At 74.5% G+C, this 25,649-nt stretch carries 27 protein-coding genes; 14 read left to right on the top strand and 13 right to left on the bottom strand.

The window, feature by feature from the left end:
* Positions 1-73: 73 nt before the first annotated feature.
* From ACZ7LK_RS15085 to ACZ7LK_RS15075, 3 genes are read left to right on the top strand one after another with little or no spacing between them, the layout of a single operon-like run.
* Positions 74-1,162, top strand: coding sequence for a sugar ABC transporter substrate-binding protein (locus ACZ7LK_RS15085; protein ID WP_392273865.1), 1,089 nt, complete (start codon positions 74-76; stop codon positions 1,160-1,162).
* Positions 1,163-1,215: 53 nt separating this feature from the next.
* Positions 1,216-1,992, top strand: a complete 777-nt coding sequence (locus ACZ7LK_RS15080; RefSeq protein WP_392273687.1) for an ATP-binding cassette domain-containing protein — start codon at positions 1,216-1,218, stop codon at positions 1,990-1,992.
* The gene (locus ACZ7LK_RS15075) at positions 1,992-3,260 is read left to right on the top strand and encodes a sugar ABC transporter permease (RefSeq protein ID WP_471140914.1); all 1,269 of its coding nucleotides are present in this window, start codon (positions 1,992-1,994) and stop codon (positions 3,258-3,260) included. Before ACZ7LK_RS15080 ends, ACZ7LK_RS15075 begins: the two co-directional genes overlap by 1 nt.
* A gap of 112 nt (positions 3,261-3,372) precedes the next feature.
* Here the strand turns inward: ACZ7LK_RS15075 and ACZ7LK_RS15070 are convergent, their stop codons facing one another.
* From ACZ7LK_RS15070 to ACZ7LK_RS15055, 4 genes are all read right to left on the bottom strand, one after another.
* On the bottom strand, positions 3,373-3,828 hold the full coding sequence (locus tag ACZ7LK_RS15070; protein ID WP_392273689.1) for a DUF4383 domain-containing protein: 456 nt from the start codon (positions 3,826-3,828) through the stop codon (positions 3,373-3,375).
* A gap of 68 nt (positions 3,829-3,896) precedes the next feature.
* The gene (locus tag ACZ7LK_RS15065; RefSeq protein WP_392273690.1) at positions 3,897-4,235 is read right to left on the bottom strand and encodes a DUF3140 domain-containing protein; all 339 of its coding nucleotides are present in this window, start codon (positions 4,233-4,235) and stop codon (positions 3,897-3,899) included.
* Positions 4,232-4,459 (bottom strand): hypervirulence associated TUDOR domain-containing protein, encoded by a 228-nt coding sequence (locus tag ACZ7LK_RS15060; RefSeq protein ID WP_392273691.1) that lies wholly within the window; start codon positions 4,457-4,459, stop codon positions 4,232-4,234. Before ACZ7LK_RS15060 ends, ACZ7LK_RS15065 begins: the two co-directional genes overlap by 4 nt.
* A gap of 173 nt (positions 4,460-4,632) precedes the next feature.
* Positions 4,633-5,592 carry a MerR family transcriptional regulator gene (locus ACZ7LK_RS15055; RefSeq protein ID WP_392273866.1) on the bottom strand — a complete coding sequence of 320 codons (960 nt, stop codon included), beginning with the start codon at positions 5,590-5,592 and terminating at the stop codon, positions 4,633-4,635.
* Positions 5,593-5,862: 270 nt separating this feature from the next.
* Between ACZ7LK_RS15055 and ACZ7LK_RS15050 the strand changes: the two genes are divergently transcribed.
* Both ACZ7LK_RS15050 and ACZ7LK_RS15045 read left to right on the top strand, forming a co-directional pair.
* Positions 5,863-6,498, top strand: a complete 636-nt coding sequence (locus ACZ7LK_RS15050; RefSeq protein WP_471140909.1) for an RNA polymerase sigma factor — start codon at positions 5,863-5,865, stop codon at positions 6,496-6,498.
* Positions 6,499-6,745: 247 nt separating this feature from the next.
* Positions 6,746-8,416 carry an amidohydrolase gene (locus ACZ7LK_RS15045; RefSeq protein WP_471140906.1) on the top strand — a complete coding sequence of 557 codons (1,671 nt, stop codon included), beginning with the start codon at positions 6,746-6,748 and terminating at the stop codon, positions 8,414-8,416.
* A 43-nt stretch (positions 8,417-8,459) separates the two neighbouring features.
* On the opposite strand, the gene ACZ7LK_RS15040 is transcribed toward ACZ7LK_RS15045, so the two are convergent.
* Positions 8,460-9,155 carry a type 1 glutamine amidotransferase domain-containing protein gene (locus tag ACZ7LK_RS15040; RefSeq protein WP_471140903.1) on the bottom strand — a complete coding sequence of 232 codons (696 nt, stop codon included), beginning with the start codon at positions 9,153-9,155 and terminating at the stop codon, positions 8,460-8,462.
* 95 nt (positions 9,156-9,250) lie between these two features.
* Positions 9,251-9,610, bottom strand: coding sequence for a hypothetical protein (locus ACZ7LK_RS15035; protein ID WP_392273695.1), 360 nt, complete (start codon positions 9,608-9,610; stop codon positions 9,251-9,253).
* Between the two features lie 168 nt (positions 9,611-9,778).
* Here ACZ7LK_RS15035 and ACZ7LK_RS15030 point away from each other — a divergent pair, with 168 nt between their 5' ends.
* The 4 genes from ACZ7LK_RS15030 (at position 9,779) to ACZ7LK_RS15015 (ending at position 12,212) form a co-directional block, all read left to right on the top strand.
* Positions 9,779-10,054 (top strand): DUF1876 domain-containing protein, encoded by a 276-nt coding sequence (locus ACZ7LK_RS15030; protein ID WP_392273696.1) that lies wholly within the window; start codon positions 9,779-9,781, stop codon positions 10,052-10,054.
* 209 nt (positions 10,055-10,263) lie between these two features.
* Positions 10,264-10,713, top strand: a complete 450-nt coding sequence (locus ACZ7LK_RS15025; RefSeq protein ID WP_392273697.1) for an SRPBCC family protein — start codon at positions 10,264-10,266, stop codon at positions 10,711-10,713.
* Positions 10,714-11,001: 288 nt separating this feature from the next.
* Positions 11,002-11,412: a DUF6153 family protein gene (locus ACZ7LK_RS15020; protein WP_471140898.1), complete on the top strand. Its 411-nt coding sequence runs from the start codon at positions 11,002-11,004 to the stop codon at positions 11,410-11,412.
* Between the two features lie 107 nt (positions 11,413-11,519).
* Entirely contained in the window at positions 11,520-12,212 is a 693-nt protein-coding gene (locus ACZ7LK_RS15015) for a DUF305 domain-containing protein (protein ID WP_392273699.1), read from the top strand.
* A 33-nt stretch (positions 12,213-12,245) separates the two neighbouring features.
* Here ACZ7LK_RS15015 and ACZ7LK_RS15010 read toward each other — a convergent pair whose 3' ends face one another.
* Positions 12,246-13,334, bottom strand: a complete 1,089-nt coding sequence (locus tag ACZ7LK_RS15010) for an ABC-2 transporter permease (RefSeq protein ID WP_392273700.1) — start codon at positions 13,332-13,334, stop codon at positions 12,246-12,248.
* Positions 13,335-13,471: 137 nt separating this feature from the next.
* Between ACZ7LK_RS15010 and ACZ7LK_RS15005 the strand changes: the two genes are divergently transcribed.
* The 3 genes from ACZ7LK_RS15005 (at position 13,472) to ACZ7LK_RS14995 (ending at position 16,187) form a co-directional block, all read left to right on the top strand.
* Entirely contained in the window at positions 13,472-13,822 is a 351-nt protein-coding gene (locus tag ACZ7LK_RS15005) for an STAS domain-containing protein (protein ID WP_471140895.1), read from the top strand.
* Positions 13,819-14,757 (top strand): anti-sigma factor RsbA family regulatory protein, encoded by a 939-nt coding sequence (locus tag ACZ7LK_RS15000; RefSeq protein ID WP_469464338.1) that lies wholly within the window; start codon positions 13,819-13,821, stop codon positions 14,755-14,757. The genes ACZ7LK_RS15005 and ACZ7LK_RS15000 overlap by 4 nt, the downstream gene beginning before the upstream one ends.
* A gap of 251 nt (positions 14,758-15,008) precedes the next feature.
* Positions 15,009-16,187 carry an alpha/beta hydrolase family protein gene (locus ACZ7LK_RS14995; protein ID WP_471140891.1) on the top strand — a complete coding sequence of 393 codons (1,179 nt, stop codon included), beginning with the start codon at positions 15,009-15,011 and terminating at the stop codon, positions 16,185-16,187.
* Positions 16,188-16,205: 18 nt separating this feature from the next.
* Here the strand turns inward: ACZ7LK_RS14995 and ACZ7LK_RS14990 are convergent, their stop codons facing one another.
* The gene (locus ACZ7LK_RS14990) at positions 16,206-17,174 is read right to left on the bottom strand and encodes a DUF6777 domain-containing protein (RefSeq protein ID WP_392273704.1); all 969 of its coding nucleotides are present in this window, start codon (positions 17,172-17,174) and stop codon (positions 16,206-16,208) included.
* A gap of 368 nt (positions 17,175-17,542) precedes the next feature.
* Here ACZ7LK_RS14990 and ACZ7LK_RS14985 point away from each other — a divergent pair, with 368 nt between their 5' ends.
* Entirely contained in the window at positions 17,543-18,778 is a 1,236-nt protein-coding gene (locus tag ACZ7LK_RS14985) for a streptophobe family protein (protein ID WP_392273705.1), read from the top strand.
* Between the two features lie 9 nt (positions 18,779-18,787).
* Here the strand turns inward: ACZ7LK_RS14985 and ACZ7LK_RS14980 are convergent, their stop codons facing one another.
* The 5 genes from ACZ7LK_RS14980 to ACZ7LK_RS14960 form a co-directional block, all read right to left on the bottom strand.
* Positions 18,788-19,741, bottom strand: coding sequence for a serine/threonine-protein kinase (locus ACZ7LK_RS14980; RefSeq protein ID WP_392273706.1), 954 nt, complete (start codon positions 19,739-19,741; stop codon positions 18,788-18,790).
* Positions 19,741-20,793, bottom strand: coding sequence for a hypothetical protein (locus tag ACZ7LK_RS14975; protein ID WP_471140886.1), 1,053 nt, complete (start codon positions 20,791-20,793; stop codon positions 19,741-19,743). The genes ACZ7LK_RS14980 and ACZ7LK_RS14975 overlap by 1 nt, the downstream gene beginning before the upstream one ends.
* A gap of 10 nt (positions 20,794-20,803) precedes the next feature.
* The gene (locus ACZ7LK_RS14970) at positions 20,804-23,287 is read right to left on the bottom strand and encodes an FHA domain-containing protein (protein WP_471140883.1); all 2,484 of its coding nucleotides are present in this window, start codon (positions 23,285-23,287) and stop codon (positions 20,804-20,806) included.
* A 127-nt stretch (positions 23,288-23,414) separates the two neighbouring features.
* Complete coding sequence (locus ACZ7LK_RS14965) at positions 23,415-24,347, bottom strand: zinc-dependent metalloprotease family protein (RefSeq protein WP_469464343.1); 933 nt, start codon at positions 24,345-24,347, stop codon at positions 23,415-23,417.
* 165 nt (positions 24,348-24,512) lie between these two features.
* Entirely contained in the window at positions 24,513-25,079 is a 567-nt protein-coding gene (locus tag ACZ7LK_RS14960) for a TetR/AcrR family transcriptional regulator (protein WP_392273710.1), read from the bottom strand.
* 101 nt (positions 25,080-25,180) lie between these two features.
* Between ACZ7LK_RS14960 and ACZ7LK_RS14955 the strand changes: the two genes are divergently transcribed.
* Positions 25,181-25,594: a nuclear transport factor 2 family protein gene (locus ACZ7LK_RS14955; RefSeq protein WP_392273711.1), complete on the top strand. Its 414-nt coding sequence runs from the start codon at positions 25,181-25,183 to the stop codon at positions 25,592-25,594.
* Positions 25,595-25,649: the final 55 nt, after the last annotated feature.

The following is a 25,649-nucleotide window of genomic DNA, read 5'->3' as shown; positions in this document are numbered from 1 at the left end:
GCGCGGGACGCGCGGGAACGGGACGGCCGGGACGCACGGGCCCCACGAGCCGGGGACGGCGCGCCGCCGCCGGCTGGTGCCCGCGGCCCTGCTGGCCGCCGCGCTGGCCCTCACCTCCGGCCTGACGGCCTGCGGCAAGGCCGCCGAGGTACGCGACCCGGGCGAGCGGGTCGACCGCGACGGCCGCACGATCGGGCTGCTGCTGCCCGACAACACCAACCGCTTCGACGCCTTCGACCGGCCCCTGATCATGGAGCGGATCGCCCGGACGTGCCCCGAGTGCGACGTCGAGTTCGCCAGCGCGCAGGCCGACGTGGCGACCCAGCAGCAGCAGGTCGACGCGATGATCACCAAGGGGGTCCGGGTGCTGGTCCTCGACGCCGTCGACTCCAAGTCGCTCCGCTCCTCGGTCGAGCGGGCGCGGGAGGCGGGCATCGACGTCGTCGCCTACGACCGGCTGGTGGAGGGCCCGGTCTCCGCGTACGTCTCCTTCGACGGCGAACGCGTGGGGCGGCTCCAGGGCGAGGCGCTCCTGAGGGCCCTCGGGGACGACGCGCGCGGCGGCCAGATCGTGATGATGAACGGCGCCGCCACCGACCCCAACTCGGCCTGGTTCAAGAGGGGCGCGCTCGCGGCCCTGGAGGGGAAGGTCACGATCGGGAAGGCGTACGACACCACCGAGTGGCGGCCGCTGTACGCCCACATCAACATGTCGGGGGCCATCGCCTCCCTGGGCGCCGACCGCATCGACGGCGTGTACTCGGCCAACGACGGCCTCGCCTCCGGGATCATCTCCGCCCTCAAGTCGGCCAAGATCCGGCCGCTGCCCCCGGTGACCGGGCAGGACGCGGAGCTCGCCGCGATCCAGCGGATCGTCGCGGGGGAGCAGTTCATGACCGTCTACAAGCCCTTCCGGCTGGAGGCGTACGCGGCCGCCGACATGGCCGTCGCACTGGCCCGCGGGCAGCGGCCGGACCGTGTGGCGACCGGGAAGGTCGACAGCCCCACCACGCGCGGCATTCCGTCCGTTCTGCTCATGCCGGTCTCCGTGACTGCCGACAACATCAGGGAGACCGTGATCAAGGACGGCATGTACACGGTCGACCAGATCTGCACCCCGAAGTACGCGGCCGGCTGCGAGCGGGCCGGACTGACCCCGTAGGGGCCCGGGAGGACGCCGGGAGGGGTGCCGCACGGCGAGGAAGTGGGTCACCGATGGCAGCACCGCCCCTGCTGGCGCTGAAGGGCGTCTCCAAACGGTTCGGCGCCGTGCGGGCGCTCGCGGACATCGACCTGGAAATCCGCGCGGGCGAGGTCGTCGCCCTGGTGGGTGACAACGGGGCCGGCAAGTCCACGCTGGTGAAGGTCATCGCCGGGGTGGACGCAGCCGACCGGGGGACCATCGAATGGGAGGGCCGGCCGGTCCACCTCACCCGGCCGCACGACGCGCAGGCGCTGGGCATCGCGACCGTGCACCAGGACCTGGCGCTCTGCGACAACCTCGACGTCGTCGGCAACCTGTTCCTGGGCCGGGAGATCCACCGGGTGGGCGTCCTGGACGAGGTGGAGATGGAGCGCCGCACCCTCGGTCTCCTCGACAGCTTCGCCATCCGGATGCCGAGCGTGCGGGTCCCCGTCGCCTCCCTGTCCGGCGGCCAGCGGCAGACCGTCGCCATCTCCCGGTCGCTGCTGGGCGAACCCCGGCTCGTGCTGCTGGACGAGCCGACCGCCGCGCTGGGCATCGAACAGACGGCCAGGGTCCTCGACCTCGTGGACCGGCTGCGCGAACGGGGGCTCGGTGTCCTCCTCATCAGCCACAACATGGGGGACGTCAAGGCCGTCGCGGACTGGATCGCCGTGCTCCGCCTCGGCCGGAACAACGGCTTCTTCGACGTGACCACGACCTCCCACGAACAGATCATCTCCTCCATCACCGGGGCCACGGACAACGCCGTCACCCGCCGCGCGTCGCGCGACTGGGAGGCCGGCTGATGAGCGGTACGGGCGGTGGGGGTGGCGTGAGCGGTACGGGCGGGGGCGCGGGCGGTACGGGCGGTGGCGCGGCAGGGGGCGCCACCCCGACGGCGTACTCCGTAGCCGGGCTCAGGCAGAGCCTCCGCAGCGGGGAACTCGGCTCCCTCCCCGTCCTGCTGAGCCTGGCGGCGATCTGGCTGATCTTCGTGATCCTCGACGAGAAGTTCCTCTCGCCGCGCAACCTGTCCAACCTGAGCGTGGACATCGTGGGCACCGGGATGATCGCCGTGGGTGTCGTCTTCGTCCTGCTGCTGGGGGAGATCGACCTGTCCGTCGCCTCCGTGAGCGGTCTCGCGGCGGCCGTGTTCGCCGTGCTGAACGTGCAGCACGGCATGGCGGAGGGGCCCGCCGTCGTGGTCGCGGTGGTCCTCGGGGCGGCGATCGGGGCGGCGCAGGGGTTCTTCTTCGCGCGGGTCGGGGTGCCCGCGTTCGTCGTCACCCTGGCCGGCCTGCTGGGCTGGAACGGGCTGATGCTCTACATCCTCGGGTCGAGCGGCACCGTCAACCTCGACGACGAGGGCCTGGTCGCCCAGCTCACCGGCCACTACTTCACTGACGTGGCCGTCGCGTACGGGGTGGCGGCGCTCGGCACGGCGGGCTACTTCCTGGTCTCCTTCCGGGACGCACGGCGCCGCGTGGCCGCCGGGGTGCCGTCCCGGCCCCTGCCCGCCATCGCCGTACGCACCGGGGCGCTGGCCCTGGTCGCCTTCGCCGCCGCGTTCGTGCTCAACCGCTTCCAGGGGCTGCCGCTGGCCCTGCTGGTCTTCCTCGTGGTCCTCGTCGGCCTGGACCACGTCCTGCGCCGCACCGTCTACGGGCGCATGGTCTTCGCGATCGGCGGGAACGTGGAGGCCGCCCGGCGGGCCGGGCTCGGAGTGGTGTGGGTCCGGATCTCGGTGTTCGCCGTCTCGGGCACCATGGCCGCGGTCGGCGGGCTCTTCCTGGCCTCCCGGGTCACCTCGGCCAGCCAGGCCTCGGGCGGCGGCAACCTGCTGATGAACGTGATCGCCGCGGCCGTCATCGGGGGCACCAGCCTCTTCGGCGGGCGCGGCAGGGTCTGGTCGGCGCTGCTGGGCGTGCTGGTCATCCAGTCGATCGCCTCGGGCGTGGCCCTGCTGGGCATCCAGGCGGCCGTCCAGTTCATGATCACGGGCGGGGTGCTGCTGGTGGCCGTGGTCATCGACTCCCTGTCGCGGCGGGCCCAGAAGGCCCACGGCCGGGTCTGACCGTACGGCCGCATCCGGCCGTACCAGCCGCGTCGGCCCCTGCGGGCACCGCGCTCCGGTCCCGGCGGCCGGTCACCGGACCGGCCGCCGGGGCGGCGGGATCAGCGGGTCATCACCGGGCCACGCGACGGCGGCCCAGGAGGACGCCCAGAGCGATCATGCCCACGCCCAGCGCGAAGTGCAGCCAGTCGTCGGCCCTGTTGACCGGGACGAAGTTGGCTCCGCTGTCGTGGTCGATGAGGAGCCCGTACAGCCACAGCGCCAGGTAGACCACGCCACCGCCGACGAGGAACGACCGGGCGGTCGAGGCCGCGCGCGACATGGAGAGCCCGGCGAGGCCGAAGAGCAGGTGGACGAGGTTGTGCAGGATCGACACCTGGAACACGCCCAGCAGCTTGGCCTCCGAGTCGTGCCCGGCGAAGGTGAGCGTGTCGTAGTCGGTGGTGATCCCGGGGATGAAGCCCAGGACGCCCACCAGCAGGAACACGGCGCCCACCAGCAGGGCCGCCTGCTGTACGCGGGTCCGGGGATACGCGGCGGCGTCACTGGCGTCACGGAAAGCGTTCATGGTCCGCTCCTTGTCGTGGTGACGGACGGGGAGTACCCCCGTCCGCGCTGTTCATCCCGTCCCCGGTCTCACTTGGTCGGATCATGACCCCAGTTCATCAAGGAGTGCCGCCACCGGGTGTCCGCGACGTCCCCGTCGGGGCGCTGGGACACGTGCCGGTGCACGTACCCCACGACCTTGCGCATGTGCGCGACGTCGTCCTCGGTCAGATCCGCCTTCCTGGTGCGCAGGAGGTCCACGATGCGCCGGCCCGAGGCGTGGCCGACGCTCTCCCCGGAGCCGTCGGACTGCCCGACGGCCCGGGACTCGTCGGTCTCCAGCCACTTCTCCATCTCGCCCGCGGTCATGTTCACCGCCTCGTCGAAGCGCCGCAGGGTCTCCTCCCGGTCCTGTGTCCCGCCGCTCACGAGCGTTCGCCCTTCTTGCGCAGCGACTCCGGCTTGTGGACCGCGCGACCGCCGGACTTCTCGCTCTCGACCTCGTACTGCGGCTCGTCCTTCGACGCGGCGACCGTCCGTCCGGCCGCCTCCGTGCGGCTGGTGATCTTCTTCTTCACCTTGCCGCGGACGGACTTCCCGTGGCTGCTCCAGGTGACCTCGTCACCCTTGCTCAGCTTCTTGTCCTTGCTCATGGGACGCCTTTCCCTCGGATCCCCGCGTGCACCGGGGGGTGCACGGGCTCGGGCCTCCGGTGTCTGTTCCCGTCACGGCACGCCGGTGGATGCGCCGGGGCGCCTTCGGGGGAGAAGTCCACTCCATCGCCGTAGTGCCGGCGCGCCCCCGGCCGCCGGGGATGGTGTACGGGTCAGGGCCGCAGCGCCGCTTCCAGGGTGTCCAGCGCCTCGGCGAGCCCCGGCGGCCGGAGCAGCCCCGGCGCGGTCCGCCCGGCCCAGCCCGGGCCCAGGGCCAGGACGACGGGCCGCCGGCGGGCGCCCCGGACACCCCACTCCATGCCCGCCACGTGCTGCGCGAGCGGCCGGCTGGCGGTCGTCCGGGACTGGGCCCACAGGCCCACCGCGGCCGGTCCGGTCCGGCGCACCGCCTCGACGAGCGCCTCCACCGGCAGGGCCGCGCCGAACATGCGCACCAGGAACCCCCGCTCGGCGAGGGCGGTGGTCAGTGCCTCCAGCGCCAGCGTGTGGTTCTCGCCGGGCACGCAGGCCAGCACCACGGTGGCGCCCCGCGGGCCGGCCGGAGCCGGGGGCGCGGCCCGCCGCAGGGCGCCGGACACGTGCCAGGACAGGAAGTGCTCGACCTCGACGTACCGCTCGCCGGACGTCTCCCACTTGCGGCCGACGGCCTGGAGCGTTGGCATGATCACCTCGTTCCAGGCCGTGACCGGCCCGTACGCGGTGATCACCTCCGACAGCAGCCCCTCCAGGGCCGGGGCGTCCAGGCGCAGCGCGGCCCGGGCGAGCCCCTTGCACTCCTGGCGTACGTCCCCGAGTTGCAGTCCGGTGCGGGCCCGGCCGGGGACGCTGCCGCGCGGGACGGGCCGCGTCCCGCCGGGGCGGCCGCCGGGTCCCGCAGCCCCGGGGGCGCCCGTCCCCGCGACCCCGTCGCGGACCATGCGGGCCGCCTCGGCGGGCGGCACTCCCGTGGACGTCAGGGCGCACATGCGCTCCAGCCGGGCGATGTCCCCGGGGGTCCAGCGCCGGTGCTTGCCGCCCGAGTGGGCGGCGGGCCCCATGCCGTAGCGACGGTCCCAGGAACGCAGGGTCGTCGCGGCGACGCCCAGACGCCTCGCGACCTCACCGGTCGTCAGCCCGCCGTGCTCGGGCGGGGCGCCGGGCTCGGGGGGCCGTCCGTGGTCGGGGAGTCGGCCGGGGGAACGCTCTCCGTCAGTAGCCACCCGGCCAGCCTACGACGCACAAACGATGCATGTTGCTTGCGTCGTTCGTGCGTCCAAGACTGGAGCCACACGGTGCCCGAAGGCGCCCGGACCGCCACGGTTCCGCCCCCCTTCCGCCTCTTCCCCGCCATCGGCGCACCGCGCGGCAGGCCCCGGCAGAAGGCCCGGCAGGAGGACGTAACCATGAGCCCGACCACCCACCGCGCGCCTTCCCGGCCCGCCGCCCCGGGCGCGGCGTTCGAACAGGCGCTCCAGACGGGCTTGCTGGCCTCCGACGAGAGCGCGTTCGCCGCGATCTACCGGCGGTGGAGCCCCCTCGTCCACACCATGGCCGCCCGCTCGCTCGGCGACGCCCGGGAGGCCGAGGACGTCACCCAGCAGGTCTTCCTCGCGGCCTGGCGCGGACGGGCCGGCTTCCACCCCGAGCGCGGGCCGCTCGGCGCGTGGCTCGTCGGCATCGCCCGCCGCAAGACCGTGGACGCGCTGGCCGCCCGGACGCGCCGCCTCACCCTCGTCGACGCGGCGGTCCGCGCGGCGGAGGCCGCCGGCGTACCGCACCCCGCCGCCCCGGCGGCCGACCGGGTGCTGGACCGGGTGCTCCTGACCGAGGAACTGGCGCGGCTTCCCCGGCAGCAGCGTGAGGTGCTGTGCCTGGCCTTCTACGAGGACCTGACCCAGACCCAGATCGCCGAGCGCACCGGCATCCCGCTCGGCACCGTCAAGAGCCACACCCGGCGGGGACTGCACCGGCTGCGGCACCGCATCTCGACCGGCCCCGCCCGGACCGCCCCGCCGTCCGGACGGGCACCCTCCGCCTGACGCACCGACAGCCATGCCGGCCCCGGCGGCCGCACGAGGCCGACCCACCGTACGCGGCCCGGCGGCCGCACGAGGCCGATCCACCGTGCCCGGCCCGGCGGCCGTACGGGGCCTGGTGGCCACGGTCCGGCCGGCCCGGTGGCACCGGAAGCCCGGTGGCACCGGAACGGCGGCGCCCTGGACGGGGCGGCCCCGCCTTGTGCCAACGCCATTGACCCGCCGGCGGCCGCCCCGCTTCGATACCCCCATGCAGACCCCTCGCCACGCCGACCTCGTCTTCACCGGTGGCCCCGTCCTCACCCCCGACAACGCGCCCGGCCCCGACGGGGCACTCGCGACCGCGACCGCGGTCGCCGTCACCGGCGGCCGGATCAGCGCCGTCGGCGACCCGGACCACGTGCATGAGCTGATCGGCCCCAGGACGGAGGTCGTCGACCTCGCGGGACGGCTGCTGCTCCCCGGGTTCCAGGACGCGCACGTCCACCCGGTCCCCGCCGGGCTGGAGTCCGCCCGGTGCGACCTGACGGCGGCGGACACCGCCGCCGACACCCTCGCGGCCGTACGCGCCTACGCGGCCGCCCATCCCGACCGGGAGTGGATCACCGGCGGAGGCTGGGCCATGGAGGCGTTCGACGGCGGCACGCCCACCAAGGACCTCCTCGACCCGGTGGTCCCCGACCGCCCGGTCTACCTGCCCAACCGGGACCACCACGGGGCCTGGGTCAACAGCCGCGCCCTGGCCCTCGCCGGCATCACCCGTGACACCCCCGACCCGTCCGACGGACGCATCGAGCGCGACGCTGCCGGCGAACCCACCGGCATGCTCCAGGAAGGGGCCATGGAACTCGTGGGGCGGCTCACCCCGCCCTCCACCGCCGCCGAACGGCTGGCCGCCCTGCTGCACGCCCAGCGCACCCTGCACGCCCTGGGCGTGACCGCCTGGCAGGACGCCCTCCTCGGTGGCTTCCTCGGCATGGACGACCCGTCGGACGCCTATCAGACCGCCGCCCGCGACGGCACGCTGACCGCCCGCGTCGTGGGCGCCCTGTGGTGGGACCGCGAACGCGGCGCCGAACAGATCCCCGAACTGGTCGCACGGCGGGCCGCCCTCGGCCACGGCCGGTTCCGCGCCGGCACCGTCAAGATCATGCTGGACGGCGTCGCCGAGAACGGCACCGCCGCCCTGCTCGCCCCCTACCTGGACCGCTGCGGCTGCGCCACCGCCAACAGCGGCACCAGCTTCATCGACCGCGACCGCCTCCCCGGCTACGTCACCGCGCTGGACGCCCTCGGGTTCCAGACGCACTTCCACGCCCTCGGCGACCGCGCCGTGCGCGACGCCCTGGACGCCGTCGAGGCGGCCCGCGCGGCCAACGGCCCCCGCGACACCCGCCCGCACCTCGCGCACCTCCAGGTCGTCCACCCCGACGACGTCCCGCGCTTCGCACGGCTCGGCGCCACCGCCACCGTCCAGCCCCTGTGGGCCGCGCACGAACCGCAGATGGACGACCTGACGATCCCCTTCCTCGGCCCCGAACGGACCGCCCGGCAGTACCCGTTCGCCGCGCTGCTCCACGCGGGCGCGACCCTCGCCGCGGGCAGCGACTGGCCGGTCAGCAGCCCCGACCCCCTTCAGGGGGTGCACGTCGCCGTCAACCGCGTCCTGCCCGGCGGGAGCGGGCCCGTCTTCCTGCCCGGCCAGCGCATCGGCCTGACCGCCGCGCTCACGGCGTACACCGCCGGCTCCGCGTACGTGAACCACCTCGACGACACCGGCAGCGTACGGACCGGGGCCCTGGCCGACCTGGTCGTCCTGGACCGCGACCCGTACGCCGGACCGCCGGAGGCCATCGGTGCGACCCGGGTCGCGCTCACCTACGTGGAGGGCGAGCGCGTCCACGCGGCCGACGACGCGTGACGGCGCGCGACGGCGTGCCGGCGGGCGGGCCCATCGGGCCGGGTCAGCCCAGCTTCTTGAGCAGTTCGGCGGCGAGCGGGGCCGAGGAGGCCGGGTTCTGGCCGGTCACCAGATTGCGGTCGACGACCACGTGCGGCGCCCACGGCTCACCCTCCCGGAAGTCGGCGCCGATGCCCTCCAGCCGGTCCTGGAGCAGCCACGGCGCCTTCGCCGCGAGACCGGCCTGGGTCTCCTCGGCGTTGGTGAACCCGGTCAGCCGGTAGCCCGCGAAGGCGTTGGAGCCGTCCTCCCGGCGGGCGGCGAGCAGCGCGGCCGGGCCGTGGCAGACCACGCCGAGCGGCGTCCCCGACTCCAGCACGCCGGTCAGCAGGCGGCCCGACTCCGCGTCCACCGCCAGGTCCTCCATGGGGCCGTGCCCGCCCGGGACGAACACCGCGGCGTACTCGGCGGGGTCCACGTCCGCGAGGGCCACCGGACGGTGCAGTTCGGTGAGGGACGCGAGGGTGCGCTCGACCCGGTCGGCGCCGTCCTGGCCGCCGTTGACCTCGGCGGCCAGGCTCGCCCGGTCGACGGTGGGCACGACGCCGCCCGGGGTCGCGACCACGACCTCGTGGCCGACCGCCGTGAACGCCTCGTACGGGGCCACGACCTCCTCGGCCCAGAAGCCGCTGGGGTGCTTGGTGCCGTCCGCCAGCGTCCAGTGGTCGGCGCCGGTCATCACGAAAAGGATCTTCGACATGGTGTGTCTCCCAGGTGTGCGGTCGATGTCCTCGACCGTACGGCCGGGCACCTGGAGCGAACCAATGGGTGAGCCTATCGGCGGTATCGGTTTTCCTATGCCGGGCGGGCCGGGTGCGCCGTGATGGAGGCCACCGGGGCCGTCTCGCTCAGGTGTCCCACCTGGTGCCGGCCCCGGTCACCGCCGGCCGGCGTGCCGGATATCGCCGCCGTGGCCGGAGCGGCGGCCGGGGCCGCCTTGCTGCGCTCCTCGGGCGCGTGTGCCACCGAGGACCAGGTACGCAGCCGGTGGCTGACCGCGTCGTCCAGGCTCACCGGCGCGCCCCGCTGCTCGGCCAGCCGGCCGGCCTCCCGGCCGAGCGCCGCGATGTCGTCCCACCGCAGTCGCAGGACCACCGACACCTCCGCGCTGCCGTCCGGAAGCCCTCGCATCGTCGCCTCGTCACGCTCGCTCATCGCCGCTCCTGTCTGTCGCAGAGACGTTTCACCGCACCAGTACGGACCACCCCCGCGTTCCGTTCAGCACCCGCCGCCGACCGGTCCCCGCCCCATGGGCCGAACGGGCGAGCGGGCATCCACGGGTGCACGCTGGAGGGGTGACGGAGTGACCTGGAGGTGTGAGTGATGAAGACGATCGTCGGATGGCACGTGGAACTCGAGTTCACCGAGGACGAGGACACCGGCAGGACCCGCGCGGCCTGCATGGTCAGGCTCCCGGACGGCACCGAACTGCGCGCTCACGGCCATGCCAAGCGGCACCCGGACGACAGCGAGCAGCAGCGCGTCGGCGAGGAGATCGCCGCGGCCCGCTGCCTCAACGAGCTCTCCCGGAACCTGATGAAGAAGGCCGGGGGCGAGATCGAGGAGGTGACGCACATACCGGCCCACCTGGCCATGTGACGCGCCCGCCGCACCGCCCGCCGAGCCTCCGCCCGGCCCCGCCCGCCGGGTCCCGCCGTGGCGCCCCCGCCCGGTCCCGGACACGCCTGTGCCGAAAACGGGGTCATGATCGCGGAGGGAGGGGGCACACGAGGGCCCGAGGGAACCGATGCGGTCGACACCCGGCGTACGGCCGGGGCTGTCGGGTCCCGGGAAGGACGCAACAGCACATGTCGCAGGTCGAGGAATCCATCGAGGTCCGCGTGCCGGTGCGCACCGCCTACAACCAGTGGACCCAGTTCGAGAGCTTCCCGGAGTTCATGGAGGGCGTGGAGCGGATCGAGCAGCGCACCGACACCCTCACCCACTGGGTGACCCAGGTGAACGGCGCCGCGCGCGAGTTCGACGCCACCATCACCGAGCAGATCCCGGACGAGCGGGTCGCCTGGACCACCGTCGGCGGCGAGGCGCGGCAGGCCGGTGTGGTGACGTTCCACCGCATCGACGAGACCACCACGAAGGTCATGCTCCAGATGGACTTCGAGCCCGACGGCTTCACCGAGACCGTCGGCGACAAGCTGGGCTTCGTCAAGCGGCAGGTCACCGGAGACCTCAAGCGGTTCAAGTCCTTCATCGAGTCGCGCGGCGCGGAGACCGGTGGGTGGCGGGGCCAGGTCTGACGCCCCCGCGCCCGTGGCGCCGGGCCGGACGGGTGACACGGCACCGTGTCCCGGTCGTGTCCGCCCGGGCGGACCGGACCGCGCTGGCAGGGTGGGCACCGTTAACTCCAAGCGCTCCGCCACAGGGGTTGCTGGGCCAGGCCCCCGGACGGGTGACCGTCCGGGGGCCTCGGCTTGTCCACCGGCGCCTTTCCGCCGTCGAGTCTTCCCGCTGCTTGCCTTCGCGGCTCGTCCACCGGTGGCTCCTCCGTCACGGCGGGATCCGGTCCGCCCCCTACGATGGGGCTCATGAGCTCCCGTCAGCCGCGCGTCCCGGCCCGCCCCCGGGCGTACCGCACGGCGCTGCTGGTCCTGGCGGTGCTCGCCGGGGTGCTCGCCATGCACGGACTGGCCCCCGGCACCGCAGCCCCCGCCCATGCCCGGGCTCACGCCCATGGCCAGGCCCATGCCCACGGCGCCGCCCATGTGAGGGGCGACGCCTGCGCGCACCTGGACGAGGGCGGCGGCTCCGGACACGCCGCGCACGCGGACTCCACGTGCGCGGCCGGTGGTGTCCCCACCGCGCCCGGCCAGGCGCCCCTGCTCACGGGCGGCGCCGAGCGGGACGCCGACGACCGCCTCCGCGCCCGGCCCGGTGCCGCGACGGCGACCGACCGCGCTCCGCCGGACCTGGCCCGGCTGCAACTCCTCCGCATATAGGGACGCCCCGCGCGGCGCACCGCCCGCCCACCGAGGGCGGCCGGCGCCGTGCCGCGCACACGTCCCACCAGAGCGCATGCCTGTGCACACGAGGAGTGGCACCACCCATGACCGCACGAAAGACCGCACGACGTCTCTTCCCCGGCCCTTTCCCCCGGCGCGCGCGCGGCGCCGCCGTCACCACCACCGCCGTCGCGGCCTGCGCCCTGCTGCTGGCCGGCTGCGGCGGCACCGGCGCCGGAACCTCCCCGGGCCACACCGGGCACGGCGACGGGCCCGCCGCCGCCTCGGCCTCGGCCTCCGCCTCCGCCGAGCGGGGCGGTCACAACGCGGCGGACGTCGCCTTCGCGCGGGGCATGGTCCCGCACCACCGGCAGGCCGTCGACATGGCCGGCATGGCCGCGAGCCGGGCCTCCGCCCAGGAGGTACGGGACCTCGCGGCGGCGATCAGGAAGGCCCAGGACCCCGAGATCCGGACGCTGTCCGGGTGGCTCGCCTCCTGGGGCGAGCCGGTGCCCGCCGCCGACGCCTCCGGCCACGCGGGCCACTCCGGTCACGGTGACGGAGCGGCCGGGATGATGACCCCGCAGCAGATGGACCGGCTGGCCAGGTCCTCCGGCAAGGCCTTCGACACCGCCTTCCTGGAACTGATGGTCGAGCACCACCGGGGCGCCGTGGCGATGGCGCGGACCGAGCGGGCCCAGGGCTCCCACCCGCCCGCCAAGGCCCTGGCCGGCGAGATCATCGCCTCGCAGTCCGCCGAGATCACCGAGATGAATCGGCTGCGCGGCCGGGGCTGATCGGCGCACCGGCCCCGGCGCCCGCGCCGCCGCTCAGGCGGCCGCGTGCGCCGGGGTCCGGTCGCGGCCGCCCGGGTGGCGGTGCCGCCAGAACCAGAAGACGCCACTGGACACCAGCGCCCACGCACCCAGTACCGCGAACGGGAACAGGTGCTGGTGGCCGCTGAAGTACACGGCCGTGTGCTGGGCGTTCACGGACGCCCCGGGCGGCAGCCACCGCCCGATGTGACCGAGGACGGACGGCAGCAGCGGCCACGACACGGCGCCGCCCGACGACGGGTTGCCCAGCAGCACCATGAGCCCCCAGGTCGGCAGCATCGCCCACCGCCCGATCAGGGTGTTGAACATGGTGAACACCATTCCGGACGCGAACATGGTCAAAGCGAGGATCAGCCACGACTCCCCGAACGGCAGGTCGAGGGCGCCCAGCAGCCAGTCGACCGTCGCGGCGATGGCGAAACCGCCGAGCAGCGCGTACACCACCGTGAAGGCGATCCGCTCGGCCGGGTCGAGCGCCCGGGCGTGCACGCTGAGCTGGATCGCCCCCACGAAGCCGATGATCACCGCGGCGAGCGAGATGTAGAACAGCGCCAGCCCGCGCGGGTCGCCCTTCTGGAGCGGCTTGACGTCCCGCACGGCCACCGGCACGCCCGTCGCCCTGCCCACCGCCACGCCCGCCTCCGCCAGTAGCTGCGCCACCGACGCCCCCGATGCCCCCACCACGTCCAGCCGGACGCCGGAGCGGCCGGGGAGGACGGTGAGGACGGCGAAGACCTCCTGCTCGTCGACCGCGCGCCGCGCCTCCGCCTCGCCCGCGTACCGGCGCAGCTCCAGCGACGCGTCGAGCGCCCGCTCCATGCCGTCGACGAAGCGCTGCCCCTGCGCCGTGCCCATGGCCCCGACGACCGCCGTCGGGATGTGACGCGGTGTCGGGTTCGCCATGGTGTACGTGTACGAGCCGGCGAACAGCGCCGCCGCCGCGGCCAGGATCAGCACCAGCACGGAGGCCGGCAGGAAGGGCGACCTCTTGAACGCCGCCCAGGTGTCGGCCCGGGTCGGGGGACGGCCGTGGACCCCGTGCGAAGGGCCCCCGGCCGTCTTGGCATCATGTGAATCGGACATGGCGTCAGGCTAGAGCGAACATAACGGACGAAACGTGGGAACGCGCTCGGGTCCAAGGGGCTCCACCCGGAACCGGCTTCGCGTACGGCCGCGGCGGAGGTACGGTCGGGGGGCCGGACGGAGATCACGGAGGGACCATGGCGGTGCTGCACACCGAGGACGGTTCCGCGTCCGGTCGCCCATGGCGCCCCCTGGTGTGGGACGAGTGCGGACAGGGAGGCTGCGTCCACGTGTCCGGACAGGTCTTCCTCGACACGCTCACGGACTGGGAGCGGATCCTCGGCGGCCTGCTCCAGCGCGAGGGTGACATCCGCATGGACCTGTCGGGTCTCACGTTCGTCGACGTAGCGGGTGCGACATCGCTCGCACGCGCCGCGCAGGGCCTGCCCGGGGGACGGCGGATCGTGGTCCGCAAGCCGCCGGCCTCGCTGCGGCGTGTGCTGGACCTTTTCTGGCCGGAACACCCGGCGATCGAGGTGGTGGAATGAACGACGTGGCGCTGACGGCCGAGCCGTTCACCCATCCGGCCCTGTTCTACGCGGACGAGGCCGGCTACCTGGCGGGCACCGTGCCGTTCGTCCTGGCGGGACTCGCCGCCGGGGACCCGGTCGCGGTGGCCGTACCCGGTGAGAACCTCGCCCTGCTGCGCAAGGTGCTCGGCGGCGACGCCGACCGCGTGCGCATGCTCGACATGGAGCAGGCGGGACGCAACCCCGGGCGGATCATCCCGCGCGTGCTGCGCGGATTCGCCGACGCCCATCCCGGCCGTCGCGCCCGCATCATCGGAGAACCGATCTGGCGGGGCCGCAGCGCCGACGAGTACCCGGCCTGCGCCCAGCACGAGGCGCTGATCAACCACGCCTTCACCGGGCGCGAGGTCACCATCCTGTGCCCGTACGACACCTCCGCGCTCGACCCGGTGGTCCTCGCCGACGCCCGGGCCACCCACCCGGTGCTGGTCGAGGACGGCATCGAGCGGGCCAGCGACGCGTACGCGCCCGACCGCGTCGTGGCCGGCTACAACCTGCCCCTGGCCCGGCCGGCCGGCGTCGACGACCTGGTCTACGACGCCGATCTGCTGCCCGACGCGCGGGGCTTCGCCCTGGACCGCGCGGACCGGCTCGGCCTGCCCGGCGACCGGCACGACGACGTGGCCCTGGCCGTGTCCGAGCTGACCACCAACAGCGTCATCCACGGCGGCGGCACCGGAACGCTGCGGGTGTGGGCCGAGGGCGGCCACGTGGTGTTCGAGGTCCAGGACCGGGGCACGCTCGCCGACCCCCTCGCCGGCCGCCGCCCGGCCGCGCCGGGTCAGATCGGCGGCCGGGGGCTGCTGTTGGTCAACTACCTCGCGGACCTGGTGCGCGTCCACACGACGGACGGCGGGACCACCATCCGCTGCTACTTCCGCCTCCACGCCTGACGCCCCCCGGCGGGCGTCGCCTTGTCGCCCCGGTGCGCCCGTTGTGGGCATGCGTTCCGCCGGGGCGGAACGGGTGGGCACAACGGAACCGGGGCGGCGCCCTCTCCCGTGCCCCCCGGGCGGTGCGCCTGGGGCGGCCCAGGTCGTACGCCGAGCGGATCGTGGGGCGCGGGACCGTACCTCTCAGGTCGTACCCGGTCGCGACCCCGGGCGGACGTAGGCCGCACCACCGCCCCCATAGCGTTCCGTCCATGAAGACGTTACGCATACCGCGCCTCGCGGCACTCGCCGCCCTCGCCGTCGCTCTCCTCGCCCCCGCCGCACACGCACGGACCGGGACCGCGGCCGCCGTGCAGGAGGAGGTGCCGGGCATCGTGCTGCCGGCGCCGGGCGGACCGGCGCCGGTGGGCCGGTCCGCGCTTCACCTGGTCGACCCGTCCCGGCAGGACCTGTGGATGCCCGAGCGGCCGCGCGAGCTCATGGCCGACCTGTTCTACCCGGCGCGGACCGGCGCCGGCGCCCCGGCCCCGTACGCCGACCCGCGTGAGGCCCGGCTGCTGGTCGAGGCGGCGGGAGGGAAGGACGGCACCGCCGCGGCGCGGCTGGGCGCCACCCGCACCCATGCCGTCGCGGGCGCCCGGCCCGGGCGTGGCCGCCATCCGCTGGTGCTGCTGTCGCCCGGGTTCGGCGCCCCGCGCTTCACCCTGACCACCCTCGCCGAGGACCTCGCCGGCAAGGGGTACGTCGTCGCCCTGGTGGACCACGCCTACGAGTCGTCGGGGACGGTGTTCCCGGGCGGGCGGGTCCTCACGTGTGTGGCCTGCGAGAAGGCGCAGACGGCGGAGGACATGCGGAAGGCCACCGTCAACCGCGCCCAGGACCTGTCGTTCCTTCTCGACCGGCTGACCGGGCCGCGCCCGGCCTGGCGGTACGCGTCGCTGATCGACCGGCACCGGATCGGTGCCGCCGGCCATTCGCTGGGCGGTGCCGCGGCGGCCTCGGTGATGGCGCGGGACGACCGCGTGATCGCCGGCGTCAACATGGACGGGGCGTTCGGCGACCCCGTCCCCGCGTCCGGACTCGGGAAGCGGCCGTTCCTGATGCTCGGCACCGACGACGCGGTGCACCGGCCGGGCGGCGAGGACGCCACCTGGGGGGACGCGTGGCGCAACCTGGACGGCTGGAAGCGCTGGCTGGCGGTGGCGGGCACCCACCACTTCACCTTCTCGGACATGCCCGTGGTGTTCGACCAGCTCGACCTGCCGTACCCGGGGACGCGGCCGACGATCCCCGCCGGACGGGCCGTCGACATCACGCGCGCCTACACGGGGGCCTTCTTCGACCTCCACCTCGGTCACCGGCACCAGCCGCTCCTGGACGGGCCGACAGCGCGCTTCCCGGAGGTGCGCTTCCACGCGCCCGGGCAGTGAGCCCGGGCGCGCGGTGGGTCAGCCCGCCGGGGAGACCGGGGGCGAGCCGGAGTCGGGCGACTGCTGCTCGGCGGTCGTCTCGCCCGAGGGCGGCTCGGTCGTCGTTCCGGTGTCCGGCGGCGGCGGCGGAGTCACGGGGCTCACCGGCGACTCGGGGCTCTGCGGCGCGGGGGAGGAGGGCGGCTCGGGCTTGGGCGAGGACGGGGGCGGGGAGGTCGCCGTCCTGGTGGGGCTGGCCGTCGGCGCCTTGGTCTCCTTGTCGCGGTCGGCGTTGGAGTCGCCCCCGCGCCGGGCGATGTACTCGCCGGTGTCGATGTCGACGATCACGAAGACCTTGATCACCTGCGGGGCCGGCTTGACGACCACCGTGTTCGACAGGCTGTAGCCCGGCCAGGGGGTGCCGACGGGGCGCGGGGCCTGCCGGGGGACGACCGGGTCGCCGAGCGGGTTGCCGCACGCGCACCGCACGCGCGGCGCCCCGTGGTCGTCCACCATCACGGCCGTTCCCGCCTGCAGGACGGCCTGGTACGCCCTCGCGGCCCCGTCCCGGTAGCCGTGGTTGGTGACCCAGGTGTCCGCGCGCAGCCGCAGCGGGGTCAGCGACCGCAGGTAGTCGGGCACGGTGGAGGGCTGGATGCGCAGCGCCGAGGCGAAGGCCCGGTTCTTGGCCGGCTCCTTCGACAGGTACTCGATCTGGCGCTCGACGTCGCAGCTCGCGACGTTCTTGGTGCCGCCGTACAGCCCGCGCTGCGAACCCTGGTACTGCCGGACGGCGTTGTCGCCGGCCGGCGGCGCGGTGGTGGGCACCTGGACGCTGGGGGAGGCCGCATCGGCCGGCTCGCGGGCCGTGGAGTCGGTGAACGGGTCCGGGCCGCTGGCCGCGGCGTTCTGGAGGGAGATCGTGCCGCCCCCGCCGGCGGTCGTCCCGCCCTCTTTCTTCTTGTCACCGCCGCCGTCGGGGCGGGTCAGGACGACGGCCACCACCACGGCCGCGACGATCGCGGCCGTGGCGATCGCGATCCGGGGGGCCGACCGCCACCACGGCCGGTCACCGCCGCCCCCCGGGGCGCCCGCGGAGCTGCTGCCCCCGGGGCCGCCGGTACCACCGCCACCGCCCCCGGGGGAGGAGGGGGGCGGCGGGCCCTGGGGATGCGAGGAGGGTCCCGAGACGGGTCCCCGGGGAGGGCCGGTCGGACGCTCGGAGGGCGGTTGGGAAGTCACGTTTTTCCCTTTCTTCCGTTCCGCGCCCATTGTGAGTCCGACAGGGGTGCCGACCGCAAGCGGACCGCGTCCGCCCGGTGGCACACGGTCGCCGTCCGCAGGCGCGCCCGCCCTTGCCCGCCTACCGTGGCAGCGTGAACCCCACCTTGCGTCCCTGGGGCGACGCCCTGGTCACCGTCCTCGCCGCGCTGGTCGCCATGGCCGTGGTGGCCGCCCTGGGCCTGTGGGCGGCGGGCGCCACCGACCTGCCGGGCGGCGCCTTCCCGCACGTCGTCGCTGCCGTCGTCCTCATCGCCGCCGGCGGCGACGTGGGCGTCTCCGGCCAGGCGGGTGAGCTCGCCGGAACCCAGGCCGAACTCACCCTCATGCCGCTGTCCGTCGCCCTCACCGGAGCACTGGTGGCCGGCTACTGCTTCCTGCGGCCGCTGCGGCACCGCGCCGTCACCGGCACCGGCGAGCTCCTCGCCCGGGTCGCCCGGACGGCCGTCCTGTGGCTGGCCGCACTCGCCGCGCTGACCGCACTGGCCCGGCACACCTTCACCCTCGCGCAGCCCGGCTCGCCCGTCGACGTCATCGGCGGGCTGCTGGACGCGACGCCCACCGTCGGCTTCAGCGCCGATGTGGGGCTGACGCTCCTGTTCGGCCTGGTCTGGTTGCTCGGCGTCCTCCTGATCGCCCTGCTCGTCTCCCGCCGGGCCCCGCTCCCCGCCCGGCTGCTGCGGTACCAGGCACCAGTACGGCCGGCCGCCTCCGCCATGCTGCTCCTGCTGCTGGCCTACGTCGTCATCGGCCTGGTCACCGGCCTGATCGTGGCGGCCACGCGGGGGCACGCCGCCCAGACGTTCGCCGTGATCCTGCTGGGCCTGCCCAACGTGGTCTGGCTCGCCCTGGGGCTGGGCATCGGAGCCTCCTGGGAAGGCCGGGTGGAGGGACCCTTCGGGCTGCCCATGCCCCACGTCCTGGACCAGGCGCTGCGCGGCTCCGAGGACACCACCCTGAACGTCGCCGCCCTCGCCCAGCACGACGGACGGGCCTGGCTGCTCATCCCGCTCGCCGCCGTGCTGCTGCTGGCCGCCGCCTTCGTGGCGGCGGTGCGCTCACCGGCCGGCACCAGGCTGTGGCAGCACGCCCTCCACCTGGGCATCGCCTTCGCGTTGACCATGCTCGTGATCACTCCGCTCACCCGGGTGGTCGCCCGGCTGGGCCTGTCGGTGCTGGGCATCGTGGAGGTCGACGACCTGGGCGGCCGGGTGGCGCTGCACCCGCACGTGTGGCTGGCCGCCGGCCTCGCCCTTCTGTGGGGCCTGGTCGCCGGACTGCTCGGCGGTCTGCTGGCCTCGCGTGTACGCCGCCGGGGCGAGACGGCCTGACCCGCACGCTCACAGCTCGCGGAACACCGGCAGGGCCCAGGCGGGCAGGGCGGGCGGCGGCCGCACGGTGCCGTCGTCGCCCGCCAGCGCCGCCCGCAGCTCGGCCACGAACTGGAGACAGGTCTCGTACCGCTCGTCCGGCGTCTTGGCCAGCGCCTTCCCCAGCACGGCGTCCACCGCGGCCGGCAGCCCCCGCCGCTCACCGGTCAGGGGCGGCGCGGGATCGTACTGGTGGGCCCAGAGCAGTGCCATGTCGTCGTCGCGCCGGAACGGCGGCACCCCCGCCAGCGTCTCGAACACCACGCAGCCCAGGCTGTACACATCGCACCGGCCGTCCACCGGACGCCCCGAGATCTGCTCGGGCGCCACGTAGTCGAGGGTGCCGACGAACTGACCCACGCTGGTGAACCCGGTCAGGGACAGGGACTTCTTCGTCAGACCGAAGTCCGTGAGGTACGCGTGCTCGGGGTGCTCGCTGTCGGTGCCCGGCGCCACCAGGATGTTGCCGGGCTTGACGTCCCGGTGCACCAGGTCGTGCGCGTGCGCCGCGTCCAGCGCCGACGCCACCTGCGCGGCGATCCGGCCCGCCTTGTCGGGCGGCAGCGGTCCCTCCCGGTCCAGCAGCGCCCGGAGGTCCTGCCCCGCCACGTACCGCATGGCGATGTAGAGCACGCCCTCGGCCTCCCCGGCCTCGAACACCGGCACGATGTGCGGGTGGTCGATTGCGGCGGCCACCCGGGACTCGTGCGCGAACCGCTTGCGGAACGTGTCGTTGCGGGCCAGCTCCGGGGCGAGGAGCTTCAGCGCCACCGAGCGGTCCAGCCGCAGGTCCCGGGCCCGGTACACCACGGCCATCCCGCCGCGCCCGATCTCGTCCTCCACCCGATAGTCCGCGATCTGCTTGCCGACCAGCCCCGACGGCCGGCCGCCGGGCAGGTCCTCGCGGGTGACGCGGTCCGCCATCAGCCGTCACCCGTCCGGTCCGGCGGACCGTCCGGGTCCTCGTCCTCGCCCCCCGCGTCCCCGAGATCCACCAGCCGGGTCGGCTCGTGACCCGCGTCGGGCACCGGCGCGTGCTCCACCACCCGGGTCGGCTCGGCGCCCGTGTCGGGCGGCGGCGGGTGCTCCACCATCCGGGTCGGCTCGTGGCCCGTGTCGGGCGGCGGCGGGTGCTCGACCACCCGGGTGGGTTCGGGGCCCGGGTTGGGCGGCGGCGGGTGCTCGGCCACCCGGGTGGGTTCGGGGCCCGTGTCGGGCGGCGGCGGGTGCTCGACGACCCGGGTCGGCTCGTACCCCGGCGGTCCGGGGGGCTCCCCGGCCGTCGCGGGGGCCGGTTGCGGGGTCGGGACGACGGCCGTCTCCGCGGCGGGCAGGACGGCCGTCTCGGCGGCCGGCGGGGCGGATGGGGCGGCGGGCCCCGCGCCGGCGGGGGGCGGTGGCCCCGCGCCGGCCGGGGGTGGCGGCTCCGCACCGGCGTCCGCACCGGTGCCCGCGGTCGACGGGCCCGACGAGGCGGCGTACGTGACGAGCCGCGCCCCGTCGCAGTACAGCCACCGCTCCCGCCGCGCGTCGTACATCCACAGCGCCTCGCCGTCCACGACCAGGCCGATCCGCAGCCCCTGGGTCCTGCGCCGGAACACCTCGCCGTCCACGCGCCCCGCCGCCAGGTCCTCGGCGGCCAGCCGGTAGCGGCTCACCGCCTCCTCGGCGCGGGCGAGCAGCGGCCGCGGATCGGCGGCCCGGCCCATCGGCTGCCCCGCGGCCGGGGGCTCCGGCGGTACGGACACGAGCAGCCGTCCGTCGACCCACGCCGACCACCCGTTGGAACACAGCACCCGTCCCCAGTCGCCGATCCGCTCCAGCAGTTGCACGGGCAGGAACGGGTCCAGCGGTACCGTGGGGCGGCCCGGGTCCGGCGCGTCCCAGGCGGGCAGCCCCTCGGCGGGCACGACATGGCTCGGCCGGAAATCGTCGTCCGGGGAACGGGAGGCTCCCGGGGAGCCGGGGAAGACCATCAGCCGCTGCCTACTTTCGCATGATCACCGGTTCGTGCCGGCGCAGCATTCTCGCCACCAGGAACCCCAGCAGCAGGGACAGCACCACCAGCATCCCCATGTCGAGCAGCCATGTCGCCGCCGTGTGGTCGAACAGCGGGTCCGCGGTCTTGTCGGTCGGTGACAGCCTCTGGATGTCGACCGTGGCGCCCATGGCCCCGAAGGCCCAGCGGGACGGGATGAGCCACGCGAGCTGCTCCAGGACCAGAGCCCCGTGGATCTTCAGCAGGCCGCCGCAGAACACCACCTGGACGATCGCGAGGAGCACCAGGAGCGGCATGGTGACCTCCTCCTTGCGCACCACGGCGGACACGAACAGGCCGAGCATCATCGCCGTGAACGACAGCAGCGCCACGGCCAGGGTGATCTCCACCAGCGGCGGCATCAGCACGCCCTTGCCACCCGGCGCGTTCAGTGGGACGCCGACCAGCGCGACCAGCGTGAGGACGACGGCCTGCACGACCGTGATCACACCGAGCACCACGACCTTGGACATCAGGTACGCCGATCTGGACAGGCCGACGGCTCTCTCCCGGCGGTAGATGGTCCGCTCCTTCACCAGCTCCCGCACCGCGTTGGCGGCGCCGGTCAGCACTCCGCCGACGCACAGGATGAGCAGCACGTTCATCGTCGACTCACGGCCGAACTTGCCCTCCGAGAGGGCCCGGGCCATCGCGCCCATCACGAACGGCAGCGCGATCATGATGGCGATGAAGGTGCGGTCGGCGCTGAGCGCGGCCGTGTACCGCCGCACGAGCGTCCGGAGCTGGGCGGCCCAGCTCTGTGCCTTCGGCGGTGGCACGGGCGGCAGGGCGGCCACCTCGCCGTCGGGCGGCGCGGGCCGCTCCATGACGCCCGCGATGTACTGGTGGTGCAGCCGGGACGCGCGGTAGTCCCCCGCCCAGTCACGGCTCCGGTCGTTCTCGAAGGCCTCGAACGCCTCGGGCCACTCGGTGAAGCCGAAGAAGCCCAGCGACTCCTCGGGCGGCCCGTAGTAGGCGATCCGTCCGCCCGGTGCGAGGACCAGCAGCCGGTCGCAGACGTCCAGGCTGAGCACGCTGTGGGTGACCACGATGACCGTACGGCCGTCGTCGGCGAGCCCGCGCAGCATGTTCATCACCGACCGGTCCATGCCCGGGTCGAGACCGGAGGTCGGCTCGTCCAGGAACAGCAGGGACGGCTTCGTGAGCAGCTCCAGGGCCACGCTGACCCGCTTGCGCTGCCCGCCGGACAGACTGTGGATCGGCTGGTCGACGCGCTGCTGGAGGCCCAGCTCCTCGATCACCTCGTCCACCCGGGCCTGCCGCTCGGAGCGGGCGGTGTCCTCGGGGAAGCGCAGCTCCGCCGCGTACGACAGGGCGCGGCGCACGGTGAGCTGGAGGTGCAGGATGTCGTCCTGCGGTACGAGGCCGATGCGGCGGCGCAGCTCCGCGTAGTCCCGGTAGAGGTCACGGCCGTCGTAGAGCACCGTGCCCCGGTCGGCGGGGCGCAGCCCGGTCAGCGCGTTGAGCAGGGTCGACTTGCCGGAACCACTGGGGCCGACGACGCCGAGCAGGCACTTCTCGCCCACCGGGAAGGACACGTCGTCGATGAGGGTCTTGCGGCCCTTGTCCACCATGACCGCCAGGTCCTGGACGTCCAGCGACACCTCACCGGTGTCGGTGAACTCCACCAGTTGGGTGCCGACGAGGCAGAACGCCGAGTGTCCGATGCCCACGATGTCGTCGGGCGTCACCCGGGCGCGTCCGACCGGCTGGCCGTTGAGGAACGTGCCGTTGTGACTGTCCAGGTCCTGGATCCAGTACGTGCCGTCCGGCTGGGCCAGCAGCTCGGCGTGCCGCCGGGAGACGGTCAGGTCGTCGACGACCAGGTCGTTGTCGGGGGCACGTCCGATGCGCACGGTCCGGGTGGGCAGCGGCCGTACGGAGGTCGGCTGCCGGAACGTCCCGGTGGCGCCGGGCAGCGACACCGAGGACGGCCGGGGCACGTGCGGCGTGTGGGCCGCGGGTGGCACGTGCGACCCGGATGGTGCGTGCGACGCCGGCGGTGCGTGCGACCCGGGTGGGGCGTGGGACGCCGGCGGTGCGTGCGACCAGGACGGTGCCGGGGCGGGCCGCTCGGGCGGCCCCGGTGGTTCGGGCGCCGACAGCAGGGCGCACGGCCCGTCGGCGGGATGCCCGAAGTGCAGGACGCTCCCCGGCCCGATGGTCCAGGCCTGGACGCGCGTGCCTTCGGCGAAGGTTCCGTTCGTACTGCCCTCGTCCTGAACGGTCCACCGTCCCCCCTCGGGACGCAACACCGCGTGGTGCCAGGAGATCCGGGCGTCGGCGAGCACGATGTCGCTCGCCGGATCACGCCCGATGCGGTACTCCCGGCTCGGACTCATCACGGTGGAGTCCCCGTCGATGTCGAGGACCAGCTCGGGCGCTGTGGGCACATATGGCCGCTCTCCCATAGGGCAATTTTATCTTTCCGGGCCGATATGTGCCTGGGGAGTCCGGAATTACGGACTTCCAGGGCCCCCCGGACGCCCCGGGGGAGCCCTCTCCGGCGCGTCATCGGTGGTGACGGGCGGGCCCCGGTCACCGGCCGGGGCGGCGGCGGTAGTCGGCCACGATGCGGACGACAGCGTTGAAGGCGCGGACGCTGTCGGCGGGCCGTGGCCGGCCCAGCGGACTGCCCAGCGCTTCGCCGCGGTGGGTCTGGCGGGGGTTGGAGAAGCGGTTGATGCGCCGGCAGGGGCCGCCCGTCGCCCGGCGGCAACTCGACTCGTACGCCTCCAGCGTCGACCATCTGCCCGAGGGCGGGAAGTAGCCGCGGGCGCTGTTCGCCCCGCGGGGCGCGGTCACGTAATCGTGCATGGCGCCCAGGTTGTGGGCGATCTCGTGGGCGAGCGAGTGGTGGGCGAGGGCCCGCTGGGCGACGAGGCTGTACCCGTGGGCGCTGGTCCGGGACGTCACCCGGCGCGGCCGGTTGGCGAGCCCGGCGGCGCCCTCGCTGCCCGTCACCACCGTGACCAGATCGGCCCCCACCCGGTCGCGGAGGCGGGGCAGGTCGTCGGCGACCCCGTCACCACGCCGGGCGACGGCCTTCAACAGGGCGTCACCGGAGCGGTCCAGCCGGCCGGGTACCCGGGCGCGGACGATGCCGGTGAGCCGGAGGCGGGCGTGGACGGCGCTCGCGGCGAACGCCTGGGAGGTGGAGGTGACCGCCTGCCGGATCCTCGCCCGGAGGGTTCGCTCCCCGCCCGCCTCGCCGGCCGCGCGGGGAGTGAACCCGGCCAGGATGTCGATGGTGACGACCCGCCGGCCGAGATGGGGGCGGGGCACTCGCGTGCAGTGACGTTTCTTCTCCGTGGCCGGACGGCAGCCGCCCGCCTCTGTGCGCGGGTGCGCCGGGGCGGCGGCGGCCAGGAGGGAGAGCGCGGACGACCGTTCCGGCGCGGGTGTGCAGCCGGTCGTGCTCAGCACGAGGGCCAGTGCGGCGGCACCCAGTGAGGAAGGGGCAAGGCGCATCTCCATCCTTTCGCAGATCGGATTCCCCAGGGGGTTCCTTGCGAGAAGGTCGGCGCCCCATGCGTGGGGTGACGCCGATTCACCGGTTCGGCGGTGCGGGTCGGGCGGGTGCGGGCGGGAGGGGCGCGCCGGGCGGGGGCGGGCCCGCCCGGCGGTCGGGGCCCGTCAGGCGCGGGCCGCCGTCGCGTCCAGCAGCAGGGCCGCCGCATCGCGGGCCTCGGCCGCGGGGGCGGACGTGCCGCCGAGGGCGGCGGCGGTCATGGCGCCCTCCGCCAGCAGCGTCACCTGGGCGCCGGTCGCGGCCGGGGAGCCCGCCCGGGTCACCAGGCCGGTGACGTACCGCCGGAACTCCTCCTTGTGCCGGCGCGCCGCCCCGGCCACCTCCGGCGACGTGGCGCCCAGCTCCCCGAAGGAGTTGACGAACGCGCAGCCGCGGAAGCCGGGTTCGGTGAACCAGTCGCGCAACCAGTCGAAGACCGCCAGCACCCGTTCGCGCGGCGGGCCGTCCACGGCGTCCACGTGGGCGGCCAGCCGGGCGCGCCAGCGGGCGTCGCGCCGCAGCAGGTAGGCCTCGACCAGCGCGCCCTTGGAGGGGTAGAGCTGGTACAGGCGCCGCAGAGTGACCCCGGATGCGGCGCGCACGGCGTCCATGCCGACGGCCTGCACGCCCCGCCCGTAGAACAGCTCCTCGGCCGCGTCGAGGACCCGGGCCCTGGCCTCCTCGGTGCCCATGTCGCCACTCCCTTGCGCCCCTTGCGTGAGAACCGTCGTTCTCGTACCGTACACGACCGGGTGAGAACGATCGTTCTCGCCCGGTCCGAGAGGAGAGCGCCATGCGTCCACCCCTGCCCCCGTTCACCGAGGAGACGGCCCGACTGAAGGTGCGTCTGGCCGAGGAGGCGTGGAACACCCGCGATCCGGAGAAGGTCGCCCTCGCCTACACCGAGGACTCCGAGTGGCGCAATCGCGACGTGTTCCTCCGCGGCCGGGACGAGATCGTCGCCTTCCTCACCGCCAAGTGGCGGCGCGAGCACGGCTACCGGCTCCGCAAGGACCTGTGGGCCTTCACCGGCCATCGCATCGCCGTGCGGTTCGCGTACGAGTACCACGACGACGCCGGGCAGTGGTTCCGCGCGTACGGCAACGAGAACTGGGAGTTCGACGAGCACGGGCTGATGCGCGAGCGCTGGGCGAGCATCAACGACGTGCCCATCACCGCCGCCGAACGGCGCATCGCCGTGCCCTGACGCCCGGTGCCGCCTGATTCGCGGCGAATGGTTCGGTCCATGAGTCTGGGGAACG

The sequence above is a fragment of the Streptomyces sp. NPDC039423 genome (assembly GCF_055598725.1).
The sequence above is the reverse complement of the archived record's forward strand: the minus strand, read 5'-3'. Positions and strand labels throughout refer to the sequence as shown.

Excerpts from the sequence above, each read along its gene's own strand:
- ACZ7LK_RS15075 (WP_471140914.1), top strand. The coding sequence starts at position 1,992 with ATGAGCGGTACGGGCGGTGGGGGTGGCGTGAGCGGTACGGGCGGGGGC.
- ACZ7LK_RS15000 (WP_469464338.1), top strand. The coding sequence starts at position 13,819 with ATGAACGACGTGGCGCTGACGGCCGAGCCGTTCACCCATCCGGCCCTG.
- ACZ7LK_RS15025 (WP_392273697.1), top strand. The coding sequence starts at position 10,264 with ATGTCGCAGGTCGAGGAATCCATCGAGGTCCGCGTGCCGGTGCGCACC.
- ACZ7LK_RS15010 (WP_392273700.1), bottom strand. The coding sequence starts at position 13,334 with ATGTCCGATTCACATGATGCCAAGACGGCCGGGGGCCCTTCGCACGGG.
- ACZ7LK_RS15020 (WP_471140898.1), top strand. The coding sequence starts at position 11,002 with ATGAGCTCCCGTCAGCCGCGCGTCCCGGCCCGCCCCCGGGCGTACCGC.
- ACZ7LK_RS14965 (WP_469464343.1), bottom strand. The coding sequence starts at position 24,347 with ATGCGCCTTGCCCCTTCCTCACTGGGTGCCGCCGCACTGGCCCTCGTG.
- ACZ7LK_RS14955 (WP_392273711.1), top strand. The coding sequence starts at position 25,181 with ATGCGTCCACCCCTGCCCCCGTTCACCGAGGAGACGGCCCGACTGAAG.
- ACZ7LK_RS15015 (WP_392273699.1), top strand. The coding sequence starts at position 11,520 with ATGACCGCACGAAAGACCGCACGACGTCTCTTCCCCGGCCCTTTCCCC.
- ACZ7LK_RS14995 (WP_471140891.1), top strand. The coding sequence starts at position 15,009 with ATGAAGACGTTACGCATACCGCGCCTCGCGGCACTCGCCGCCCTCGCC.
- ACZ7LK_RS15060 (WP_392273691.1), bottom strand. The coding sequence starts at position 4,459 with ATGAGCAAGGACAAGAAGCTGAGCAAGGGTGACGAGGTCACCTGGAGC.
- ACZ7LK_RS15040 (WP_471140903.1), bottom strand. The coding sequence starts at position 9,155 with ATGTCGAAGATCCTTTTCGTGATGACCGGCGCCGACCACTGGACGCTG.
- ACZ7LK_RS15080 (WP_392273687.1), top strand. The coding sequence starts at position 1,216 with ATGGCAGCACCGCCCCTGCTGGCGCTGAAGGGCGTCTCCAAACGGTTC.
- ACZ7LK_RS14970 (WP_471140883.1), bottom strand. The coding sequence starts at position 23,287 with ATGGGAGAGCGGCCATATGTGCCCACAGCGCCCGAGCTGGTCCTCGAC.
- ACZ7LK_RS15030 (WP_392273696.1), top strand. The coding sequence starts at position 9,779 with ATGAAGACGATCGTCGGATGGCACGTGGAACTCGAGTTCACCGAGGAC.
- ACZ7LK_RS15050 (WP_471140909.1), top strand. The coding sequence starts at position 5,863 with ATGAGCCCGACCACCCACCGCGCGCCTTCCCGGCCCGCCGCCCCGGGC.
- ACZ7LK_RS15045 (WP_471140906.1), top strand. The coding sequence starts at position 6,746 with ATGCAGACCCCTCGCCACGCCGACCTCGTCTTCACCGGTGGCCCCGTC.
- ACZ7LK_RS14960 (WP_392273710.1), bottom strand. The coding sequence starts at position 25,079 with ATGGGCACCGAGGAGGCCAGGGCCCGGGTCCTCGACGCGGCCGAGGAG.
- ACZ7LK_RS15035 (WP_392273695.1), bottom strand. The coding sequence starts at position 9,610 with ATGAGCGAGCGTGACGAGGCGACGATGCGAGGGCTTCCGGACGGCAGC.
- ACZ7LK_RS14975 (WP_471140886.1), bottom strand. The coding sequence starts at position 20,793 with ATGGTCTTCCCCGGCTCCCCGGGAGCCTCCCGTTCCCCGGACGACGAT.
- ACZ7LK_RS15070 (WP_392273689.1), bottom strand. The coding sequence starts at position 3,828 with ATGAACGCTTTCCGTGACGCCAGTGACGCCGCCGCGTATCCCCGGACC.
- ACZ7LK_RS14980 (WP_392273706.1), bottom strand. The coding sequence starts at position 19,741 with ATGGCGGACCGCGTCACCCGCGAGGACCTGCCCGGCGGCCGGCCGTCG.
- ACZ7LK_RS15005 (WP_471140895.1), top strand. The coding sequence starts at position 13,472 with ATGGCGGTGCTGCACACCGAGGACGGTTCCGCGTCCGGTCGCCCATGG.